Source organism: Vibrio genomosp. F10 str. ZF-129, assembly GCF_000287055.2.
Lineage (GTDB): Bacteria > Pseudomonadota > Gammaproteobacteria > Enterobacterales > Vibrionaceae > Vibrio.
The window spans coordinates 77,786-88,712 of record NZ_AJYQ02000111.1 but is presented as its reverse complement, the minus strand read 5'-3'; the positions used below and the strand labels follow the sequence as shown (position 1 = coordinate 88,712).

7 protein-coding genes and 1 pseudogene are annotated in these 10,927 nt (G+C 42.9%); 7 read left to right on the top strand and 1 reads right to left on the bottom strand.

From position 1 onward, the window contains the following. The 6 genes from A1QO_RS14450 to A1QO_RS14425 form a co-directional block, all read left to right on the top strand. The coding region (locus A1QO_RS14450; RefSeq protein ID WP_026027073.1) for a calcium-binding protein at positions 1-1,654 on the top strand (1,654 nt) is incomplete at its 5' end. A gap of 20 nt (positions 1,655-1,674) precedes the next feature. Continuing rightward, positions 1,675-1,953, top strand: a complete 279-nt coding sequence (locus A1QO_RS14445) for a DUF3467 domain-containing protein (protein ID WP_017034550.1) — start codon at positions 1,675-1,677, stop codon at positions 1,951-1,953. Positions 1,954-1,956: 3 nt separating this feature from the next. Further along, on the top strand, positions 1,957-3,783 hold the full coding sequence (locus tag A1QO_RS14440) for an efflux RND transporter periplasmic adaptor subunit (RefSeq protein ID WP_017041472.1): 1,827 nt from the start codon (positions 1,957-1,959) through the stop codon (positions 3,781-3,783). Further along, on the top strand, positions 3,765-5,903 hold the full coding sequence (locus A1QO_RS14435; protein WP_017040745.1) for a site-2 protease family protein: 2,139 nt from the start codon (positions 3,765-3,767) through the stop codon (positions 5,901-5,903). The genes A1QO_RS14440 and A1QO_RS14435 overlap by 19 nt, the downstream gene beginning before the upstream one ends. Then, entirely contained in the window at positions 5,896-6,792 is an 897-nt protein-coding gene (locus tag A1QO_RS14430; RefSeq protein WP_017041471.1) for an efflux RND transporter periplasmic adaptor subunit, read from the top strand. The genes A1QO_RS14435 and A1QO_RS14430 overlap by 8 nt, the downstream gene beginning before the upstream one ends. 15 nt (positions 6,793-6,807) lie before the next feature. Further along, positions 6,808-8,175, top strand: a complete 1,368-nt coding sequence (locus A1QO_RS14425; protein ID WP_017041470.1) for a TolC family protein — start codon at positions 6,808-6,810, stop codon at positions 8,173-8,175. Between the two features lie 186 nt (positions 8,176-8,361). Here A1QO_RS14425 and A1QO_RS14420 read toward each other — a convergent pair whose 3' ends face one another. Then, a complete protein-coding gene (locus A1QO_RS14420; RefSeq protein WP_017041469.1) occupies positions 8,362-10,041 on the bottom strand; it encodes a GGDEF domain-containing protein in 1,680 nt (559 codons plus the stop codon). 454 nt (positions 10,042-10,495) lie between these two features. Between A1QO_RS14420 and A1QO_RS20770 the strand changes: the two are divergent. Beyond that, a pseudogene (locus A1QO_RS20770) lies at positions 10,496-10,615 on the top strand (integrase); the annotation flags it as partial. Between the last annotated feature and the right edge of the window lie 312 nt (positions 10,616-10,927).

Genomic DNA, 10,927 nt, shown 5'->3' with positions numbered 1-10,927 from the left:
CGAAGAATCACAAGGTGGCAACGATGTGATTACAGCGGGTCGTGGTGATGACGTAGTAATTGGTGGCGTCGGGTCAGACAACATTCAAGGTAATCAGGGTATTGATGTGTTGCTGGGGGATTTAGGCATAGTCTTCCCTGCTAATGGTTCACGGGCTGATGTTATTTCTCGTGAAGCCGAACTGGGTGCAGACGACACGATTTCTGGAGGTGACGGTCATGACGTTATCATTGGTAGTGGTGGTCAGGATGATCTAGATGGTGATGCTGGCAATGACATGATCCTTGGCGATAGTGGGTATGTCATTCGTAACCAAGCTCAACAGGCATTGAATATTGTGACGACTCAGGTCGACATTGGTGACAATGATAAAATTTTAGCTGGAGAAGGTGATGATTTCGTCATTGGTGGACAGGGAGATGATGTCATCACTGGTGAGCAAGGGCGAGACATTATGCTTGGTGATGCTGGCTACCAAATTAATGATGCTAATTGGGTGGCTCGAGAAATGGTTTCTACCGACTTTAGCATTGGTGGCGATGACAGAATCTTTGGTAATCAAGGTGAAGATTTCGCTATTGGCGGAATCGGCAATGACTATTTAACAGGTGATCAAGGGCGAGATACCCTCATTGGTGACCAGGGCATATTCAAGTGGCTGAGTAATGGACATAGAGATTCAGCCAAAACGATTGCTCAGGTAAACGTGAACGGTGAATTTAACGATGAGCTTTATGGTGGCGAAGGCAACGACAATTTATTTGGCGGACGTGTTAACGATAAGCTATACGGTGGCATCGGCAGTGACATCTTAGTTGGTGATGAAGGCAACATTTTCTTTAAAAACGATAAAGAGTACATTGCGCAGTCCAAAGAGTCCTTTACTGGTGGTGCTGACACCATGCATCTAGGCACTTGGGAAGGTAATGCTGAAGGTGTTGACCTCTCTCCCGATTTCTTACTTGGCGGTGAACAACCAAACTTCAATTTTGCTGACGCTCTATTAGATATGATCTTGCATGAAAATGCGCATGTTGAAGTCAATCCAGACCGAATCGGTGAGTGGGACGAACCTCCGTTCCTTGGTGACCCTGTCGCGACAACGACAGACGACTTCTTCTCTTTATCCGGTGAAATGGACCTGTTAATAGACGAGTTAGAAAACCGCGAATCAATCAACACGCAGTTTAACGAGCCAGAGACTTCTCGAAATGCTTTGAACCGAGATATGGGTGCTGATGTTCGTGGTATGAACAATTCTGCTAAACCCAACAATGTCAACTTACTAGGTGACACTTTGCTAGGTGACACTGGAAACGAAGAGATTGCTGCTCTCACAGAAACTGAGAATGAGAGTAATCCTGTTGCCACGACAAACTCGATCACTTCAGCGCAATCGACCCCAGCGTCTTCAAACAAAGGGCAAACAAATAATGGTTCAGATTCAAATCAAAGCACGGCACCAGCGCCAAATGATGCCAAATCATCACAACCTAGTTCATCTTCTGAAGCAAGCAATGACGAAGAGGCTGAATTAGAAGATCAAGTGGGTAATCTACTGTTTTTCGATGCGCAGTTAGGCCTCTGGATTAAAGCACAACCTGAATCCGATGTTCGTATTCAGGATAATCAACATAAAGTAAGAATCATCTAACAAGTAGTAAGGATTAAATGATGAGCAATCAAGACAAAACACCGAGCAACCAGACAAACATTAATTGGAATGACGATCAAATGCGTTCTACTTACTCGAATGTTGCCAATGTAGGCAGCACCATAGAAGAGTTTATGCTGCTATTTGGAACGAGCCAAAACTGGAATGGTTCAGCAGAGCAGATTGATGTTGAGTTAAGTGACCGCATTATTATGAACCCTCGTGCTGCCAAGCGCCTATTTTTACTGCTTGGTAAAGTGCTCAAAGAGCATGAAGAAAAGCACGGTGAAATTAAATAATTAATGATTATGCAAAGCAATACCCCCGTTAGTGACTCTGAGCTATGGCCAACCTTTTCTAGGACCAACGATCCTGAGCAGCTTGGCCAAACATGGTTGGCCATCGTTTTGAATCAATTTTCACAACGGGCGGATATAGCAATACAAGATGGCTTGCTGGCCGTTGGTCAGCCAGCCTCTGCTGATTATAAAACCGTTGCATTTACCTCAAATGGCGCGAAGTCATCGGCAATATTAAAGCAAGTGGGTGAGCAGGCTATGCAGCGATTAGCGCCTGTCGTTCAAAGCGAGGAGCAAAAGGGACTCTATTTCTTAGCGTGCCCGTTAGTGGTCGAAAATCAACTCTATGGTGTGGTCATTTTATCGCTGAAGCTAAACCATAAGAGCTTACTGACCAAAGCGACAGAAATAGTACAGTGGTCGATTCCCGTTCTTGTACAGCGTTTAACGCCTTCGAATCAATATGCAATCGCCACTGAAGATTCTAACTCGCCCGTGTTTTCTCTATTGGAACAGATAAATCAGCCTGTCCCAATTGCTGATATGGTCGAGTGGGTATGCACAGAGCAGCTTAAAAGGTTTGGTTTAACTCGCTGTGTTATGGTGATTGCGGACGATAAAGCCAATTCTCTTTTGCAAGTGGGCACGTATACGGGAGAACTTGAATCCAAATCTGAAACAGAGGTTATTATTAGCCAAGCTCGTGAAGCCTTGCTGCAAGGGAATGGGCCAAATAAACTGCGCGACAATGCCGATAACATCGGTCTACAGCTCAAACATCAAGATCAGGTCTCATGGGCTGATTGGTTTACCCAACCGCTGACATACCGAGAAAGTACAGTACATGTTCTTTGGTTGGTTTCTTGTGACAAAGTACCTACGGCGGGGATAAGAGATCAGATACAGCAAACTCTCTTTACTCTTTCTTCTCCTCTGGTCTCTAAATATTTTGAGCAACAGTCTTTAACCCGCACGTTGACGAAATCAACAAAAGTCAAACTATCTAACTTTTTTCGCAATCGAAAAAAGACGCCAATAACGCTCGGTACGTTCATCCTATTGGCTGCTTTTTTATTTTGGCCAGTGAACTATCAAGTGGTTGCTGATGCGAAAATTGTCGGTGCGGAGAGACGGGTCATTTCGGCGCCATTTGATGGGTATATATCAAAAGTGGCTGTTCGACCAGGTGATGAACTCATTAAAGACCAATTGATGTTCTCTCTCGATGACAAAGAGTTAGAACTGCAGAAACTCGATCTCAAAGCGAAATTTGTAGAAGTTTCTCGTCAAATGGACGCAGCGCGTGGTGAGTATGATATTGCAAAGTCAAATATTCTAGCGGCCTCTCAAAAGCGCGTAGAGGCAGAAATTCGCTTGATTAATCATAAGTTAAGCCGCACTCAGATTCTTTCGTCATTAGACAACGCCATAGTGGTCAGTGGTGATCTTATTGACGCTATTGGAACGCCGGTTCGTCAGGGAGAGGTTCTCGCGGAGTTATCCCCTCTTAATCAGTACAAATTGTTGATTGAAGTTGAGCAACTGGACATCGGCTATATTGCTCTCGATCAGTTAGGGAAAGCACTGCTTACTCCAATCCCTAATCAACCTTTTGAGTTTAAGGTGAGTAGAGTGACACCCATTGCCCAGGCTAAAGATGGAAAAACGGTGTTTCGTGTCGAGGGTGTGCTGCAAGGTGATGTTTCGGATCTTAGACCAGGAATGGATGGAGTGGCGAAAGTAGAGACTGTTTCTCAACCTAGGGTATGGAACTGGACGCGCAAATTATGGGCATGGGTTTCTATTAAAACATGGGTACTCATGCCGTGAACCCAAGTGCCTGGAAAGCAGTTGCGACGTCACGACCAACATTAAAACCCGGACTTTCGACAGCAACACACCTTTATCGAGGAAAACAGTGGTGGGTCATTCGAGATGATGATACTCATCGCGTTTTTCGCGTGCCTATCAATGCTGTGTCTTTTGTTTTGGCGCTTAAAGGTGCTCAAACAATCGAGCAAATTTATCAAGCGTATAGAGAGAAGGGGCACGAAGAATTACTCAGCCAGGAAGAACTTCTATCGTTATTGAATCAGTTAGAAGTGCAGGGGTTAATTGTAGGGCTGAGTCAATTAGGGCTAGAAAAACTGACCCAGAGAAGAACTCGACAGAAGAGGTTGGCACTATTTAGTAAATACGGTAATCCAGTCTCATTTAAGCTTCCTCTATTGAATCCAACAAGATTCGTGGCTCAGATGGTTGGTGTGGCTGGTGCTCTATTCAATCCCTATGCGCTGTTTTTATGGGGAATGTTAGTGGCTGTTAGTGGAATTCTAGCGGCTATGCATTGGCGAGAAATTACCGATAATCTCAATGATAAATTTTTCAGTGTTGAAAATGCATTATTGGGCTTAATCGTTTATGTGTTGATTAAAGCCTTTCATGAGCTTGCTCACGTCTTTGCGATAAGTCGCTATGGTGGCCGGTGTAAAGAGGTGGGCTTACTGTTTATTGCGTTTGTACCCGTCCCTTATGTGGATGCGTCACAATCTTCGTTGCTACCCAATAAATGGCATCGTGTATGGGTGAGTCTTGCTGGAATACAGTCTGAATTGTTACTGGCTGCTATCGCAACCTTTGTCTGGTTAGCCGTCGAGCCCGGTTTACTGCGTGCAGCAATGTATAACGTAATGATGATCGGTTGGATCAATACCTTGCTTCTAAATGGTAATCCGCTGCAACGTTTTGATGGTTACTTCGCATTGCAAGATGCGTTTGAGCTTCCAAATCTAGCCACACGATCTGCTAATGCTTATCACTATTTAGCCCAATATTATTTGTTAGGTGATCGGTCTGCGGTAAAGCCTGACTACCAGAGAAAAGAATGGCTGTGGTTTCTGGTTTATTGGCCTGCGTCATGGTGTTTTCGTACCGCAATCATGGTGACGATTGCACTTTATTTAGCAGAACATATTCCTTTTGTAGGCTGGATATTAGCCGCGTGGACTTTGATTCAGATGTTCGCTATTCCTTTGATAAAGTTTGTATTGTTTATGAGTCGTAATAAAAAAGAGACACAACAATCTCCAGTGCTGCGTCGAGGGCTACTACTGAGCTTGATGATCGTGCTGTCTATTTCATTCGTGCCATTACCCAACAATTCAGTCGTTGAGGGTGTTGTTTGGCTTCCCGATGTTCAGCGAGTGAGATCGACGTCGAATGGCTTTGTAGAACAGCTTCATGTTGATCCTTCGACTCTAGTGACTGCTAAGCAGCCTCTAGTCACATTAAAAGCGCCTCTCATTGAATTAGAACGCAGTGAGAAACAGGCACAACTAATACAGCTAGAAAGACAATACGACGCTGATTTGGTCGATGATCAAGTGAAAGCGGCGATTACTAAAGAAAGAATTCAACAAGTTGAGTTTGAAGTTTCAGAGCTTGAGCGCCGTCTTTCCGAGTTAGTGGTTTATGCGCCCAGTGATGGGGAGTTTGTAATGTTAGAAGAGTCACTCATTATTGGCAGTCATGTAAAAAAAGGTGACCCGATAGGAGAAGTCCAACTGGTAGATTACAACTCAGTTAAAGCCGTTATACCAATGGATAACATTGATTTAGTGCGAGAATCTCTTGTGAATGTCGAAGTTCGGGCAGCCCACGCTCCATTCAAAGTGAGCAATGCGAGCATTGTTCGTTTAGATCCTGGAGCAAGTCAAACGCTGCCTAGTGAGGTTTTGACCATAGAAGGTGGTGGTTCTTTTGCCGTTGAAGATGCAGAAAAATTAACCAGCCACCAGTTGTTTTATCTTGCTGATATTCGCTTAGCGAACCCAGAACCATTTTATGGTGGAGAACGCGTGACGGTTCGATTCCAGCACGAATATCAGCCTCTTTTTTTCCAGGTTGCAAGGTTAGTACGTCAGACATTACTAAGGAGACTCGATGTATAAAGTAACATTGGCAATGCTGTTACCTTCGTTGGCTGCAATGCCTCTAGCGGCCCAGACATTTCCCTGCCAAGTCAAGCCAAGTGAGTTACTCGAATTAGCATCGCCAGTCGTTGGTGTTGTAGCTGAAGTCCATGCCAATCGGGGTAAATGGGTTAAGCAAGGAGAGCTGCTTGTAAAACTCGATGATAGGGTTGAACAAGCAAGAGTTGCCTATTCCAAATCCCGAGCACAAAGCAACGGTTCAGTGAGCGCACGAAAAGCGAAATACGAGTTTGAGCAGCGTCAAATTGAGCGAAACAAAGAAGTGATGGCACAAAATATCATTTCAGCTCAAGCCGCTGATGAAATTCGAACGGGGCATGTAATCGCGAAAATGGAATTGAAAGAAGCTGAAGAGCAACAAGCGATTTTCAGAGATGAACTGGCAATGGCAAACGCTGAGCTAGCGCTAAAACGCATTCATTCTCCGATAGATGGAGTGGTGGTAGAGCGTTTTGTTGGTTTAGGAGAGCAAGTCCGGGATGAGCCAATCATTAAAATTGCGAAGGTTGACGTTCTCTATGTCGAAGCTAGCGTGCCTGTAGAGCAATATGGACAGTTTAAAACAGGTGATAAAGCTACCGTCTCTTTTACCTTACCCGGATTAACGGACAAACAACTGCCCATTACTTTGATTGACCCAGTAGCAGACCCTCGAAGCCATACTTTTAATGTACGCCTAGAGCTACAAAATAAAGATTTTAAAATCCCGGCTGGGAGCAAATGTTTAGTCAAAATAGATCTTATCGAATCTAAATCGTCGGCCAATGACGACTTACTATCAACGGCGTTGTCAGATTTAGATTCTTTGTTACCCGAAGCCCAATCGAATATAGATAAACATCAATAAGGACGTAATTAAAGCATGAAAACACCTAGAAGAACCCTTTCAGCGTTGATATCAATACTGGCTGTTTCAACGGCTTCAGCAGGGACTTTACTCGATGTTTATAGTCAAGCGACTCTCAACAACCCAAGTTTGCAAAAAGCGGAAGCACTCACCAATGAGGCAGAAGCGGCTTATACGAACTCTTGGTTGGGTATTGCTCCAAGAGTTAACTTGACTCTCGATTTTGAATCGGTGAGTCAAGAGCTTAAAAGAACTGAAAACCCAACGTTTAACTTGGGGGAAGCTGAATTCGACAATTCGAACCGAACCTTATCGATCGTTCAGCCAATCATCGATGCATCGTTGTTTGCTTCAATACAACAAAGTAAATATCGATTAAACAAACAAGTGTCTGAGTATCAAGTATCGGAACAAAATCTGGCTTTTGATACTATCGAAGCGTATTTAATGGCACTAGCGAGCCACGATGCTTACCTGCTTGCTAAATCGGAATATGAGATCTACGCAGAGCAGAAAAATCAGCTAGAGGTTCGTCGAACCAGCGGGTTAAGTAGCAGTTTGGAGTACAGTGAGATCACAGCAAAATTGAGTTTGGCTAAAACTCAAATGTTGCAAGCTTTGGCTCAAGTAGACAATAAATTCTCAGAGTTAGAAGTGCTGACAGGACAGAGGCTAGAATACATTCAGCCGCTCAATGTCGATTTTCCTTTGCAGCCACTCGCGTACAATGATGTTGATTTTTGGTTGGCACAAGCCCAGAAGCAAAGCCCAGATTACCGTGCTCTCGAGCATGATGTAAAATACGCGAGGTCAGAGCTTGCTAAGCAAGATGGTGAGTTACTACCTACCGTTGAATTAAGAGCGACAAATACCTATCGTGATATTGGTGGTGCACTTTTTGGCTCTGCTTCTGAAAGTGAAGAGACCATTGTGGTTTTGCGCTTCAATGTGCCAATCTTTAACGGCAATGGCGTCGGCTATGAAAGAATGGAAGCAGCTCACGCATGGAAGTTTAAGCAGTATGAAAAAGTCGAATTTGATCGCGCATTGAGGCAGCAAATCAAAACCGCATTAGTACAAGTTAATAACAGTATTGAACGTCTACCTCATCTCAATACTTTAGTAGAAAGTCGCAAAGCCATTGTTGAGAGTAGTGATAAGCAACTTTCCGCCGGTCTAATCACGGTCGATACCTTGCTTGATGATGTTAGTGATGTCTATAGCGCGAAGCGTCAGCAATTGTCAGCAAGCTATAACTATTTACTGGGTAATTTATTGTTAAATCGCTTAACGGGTGAAATTAATATCGCTTCCGTTGAGCGAGTTAATCAATTGTTAGACATGAGCGCAATTCCAGTCGAAAGACCGACCTTATTTAATTAAGACATCGGCTCAGTTCAATACTACCTACTTCCTGTCAAGTAGGTAGTATTGGCTTATTTACTTCAACGCAGTGATCTATTGTTTTATTAAGTTCTATTTATTTGAGATATATTTATTAAGTAATGCATTATTAAAGCAATGTTCCATGTAAGTAAGGTTATATTGGCACAAGCTGAGCACTCACCTTTACATATAGAAACAGTTTCTTCCTTTCTCTTTTGCTTTGTATAAAGCCTTATCTGCGTTGTGCAGTAAACTTCCCATCTCTTGCCCGTTGGTGGAAGCCGCGCAGCCAATACTGACACTCGTAGAAACACCCTCAATATCAAATGGGTGCGAAGCAATAGAAGAACGCAAGCGCTCAGCAAGCTCAGTGAGGCGATTATTATCAGAGTGCTCGATAAGAATGAGAAATTCATCACCACCCCATCGAGCAGCACTATCACCGGGTTTTATTGAGTTTTTCAGTATCGTTGCTATGGTCACTAAGACTGTATCTCCGACCGTATGTCCATGAGAATCATTGATACTTTTGAACCAGTCGATATCAATCCAGAGAATACCAACCTGGGTATTATCTGAGGCAGATTTCTCCAAACTGGCTTCGATCCTGTCTGTCATTCCACGACGGTTATACAGCTCGGTAAGGGGGTCTATCTGAGTCAGTCGCTCTAATTCTGCAGTTCGATCCTGAACTTTTTGTTCCAGATCCCGTTTTGATTCCAGAATGACCTCCGACATACGCATGAAATGTTGAATCAAACTTGCTAGATCCCCTGAAGCATTAATACTCAGATCCGCGCTGGGGCTTTTTCCTTTCTCCACTCTATTCATCGCATGTTCTAGTTTGCTCATCGGGTTAAGTACCAGGCGGTTTATAAAATAGTTCAATAGAATAAGAGCAACTAAAAGGCCAGCGACAAACATAATAGCGATTTTCACGAAATTCTCGGTAGGGAGAATATAGCTAAGATCAATCAGAGAAATTTCATACCAGTCGATTTCTGGTAGATACACAACACCAACGAGATGTCGCTGACCAAAGAGAGTAACAAAACCGGTTACGACCTCATTCTCCAATTTCTCCGCTTGTTCCATTGCGCGATAAACCGTCTGTTTATCCTCTTCTTTTTCAAAAATGAGGTCGACCGTCTTTTGTGTCCCTTCATGCTTTCCAATAGAACCAAAATCAATAAAATCCTGATTTCTGTGTAGCTGAATTGCACCCGAGTGATCGAGGAATAAATTAAGGATACCGGGTTCACTGTCGCTAGTCAGATCATTGAGTACCTCTGTCAAATCTAGGCCTGTACCTGCAACCCCCAGAATCTCGTCACCACTGCGAATTAACACATCAATCCAAAGCTTCGTAACGCCAAGCTCGACATCAGGGTTCACGTTAATATGAATATCACGTCCCTGTTCAATTAAACTGTAGAACCAGTTATCAGATTCTTTATCAGCATCGAGTACATATCGAAATTCATGGCCCCTAAACTCATCGGTACTATTATTGTGGTAATAGTGCCCATTGCTTAGAAAAGAGACAAAAAAATTCTGTCCTCTAAAATTCAGGCGATAGTTTTCTAGCTCTTCCAGGGCTGTCTTTTTTAGAACTTTATTTTCAGGGTCTTGAGCCCACTCTCGAATAAACCCAGAAGTCGCGAGTTGCCGAGAAAGTGCAAGTTCCCGCATAATAGGCTGTAGAGTCCTGCTTTTGTCATACAGCGCCTGTTTAATCATAAACTTAGACGCCCACTGCTGAACAATATCTTCTGATAATGTACGGATTGACCAAGAAACCCCAATTGCTGTCACCAAAAAGAGTGTCGCTGTAAGCAATAAAAAGCGTGGTTTTAAGTTCATTCCTTTTCCCAATACCGAGCCGAATATATCCATGTATTCAGCAATTTTTTATATGAATTAGATGCCCCGTAGTAGGTCATTGAATTCTTTTCTATTTATCCCGGTATATTCCCGGCAGAAGACTTTACATTAGAGCTTAGTATACATTTGTTATATCGACCTCTGGAAGTCTATACCAGGACGCCATAAGTGCTTTAGGTCATATAAATAGGTTTATGATTTGTTGAATAGTTCTAATTGATAACGAAATGAAAGTATTTTGGAAGTAGCAATGATCAGCGTGTTGTACGGGGAGTCTGATGTTTAGAATGCTAAAAACGGTGAAACCCCGATGTTGGTAGTAATCTTAGTTGTATGGTATTGATTTATATGCATTTCATGTGTTTGGAGCTGGTGGTTAAGCTCTAATTGGCATAAAAAACGGTTAAAAAGGCCAATGAAATAGCCAAATAAAATCAATATATTTCCTATCGGGACTGTAGAGCAAGAAGCGATACAAGCTGCGCATGTTTATAACTTGCAGTATCGCCCTGAGCTAGGAAACGCGTTTTCCCTTTCTGAGATGACCCCATTTCTAGCTGGAAACTAGGAAGAAATTCTTCTCGATTACCTAAATCACCTTTGCCCCTTTCTAATTTTGCGCGGCTTCTCATATCACTTTTCACGTATTGTCATGGCATAAAATTTTGTAATGCTTTCGTAGAATCTTTGATTCTTATTTTTTGGTAAATTAATGTTTTTTCAGGCTTATTTGAGTTGTTTCATGTTGAACAATGGACTAGATTTAAAAACTGGTGTATCTCCTACGTGAGTTTTAATCATTATATCTAAATTTGTAGGAGTTCATCCTACATACACGATTAACGTGATTTCTTGAGTGCGATTA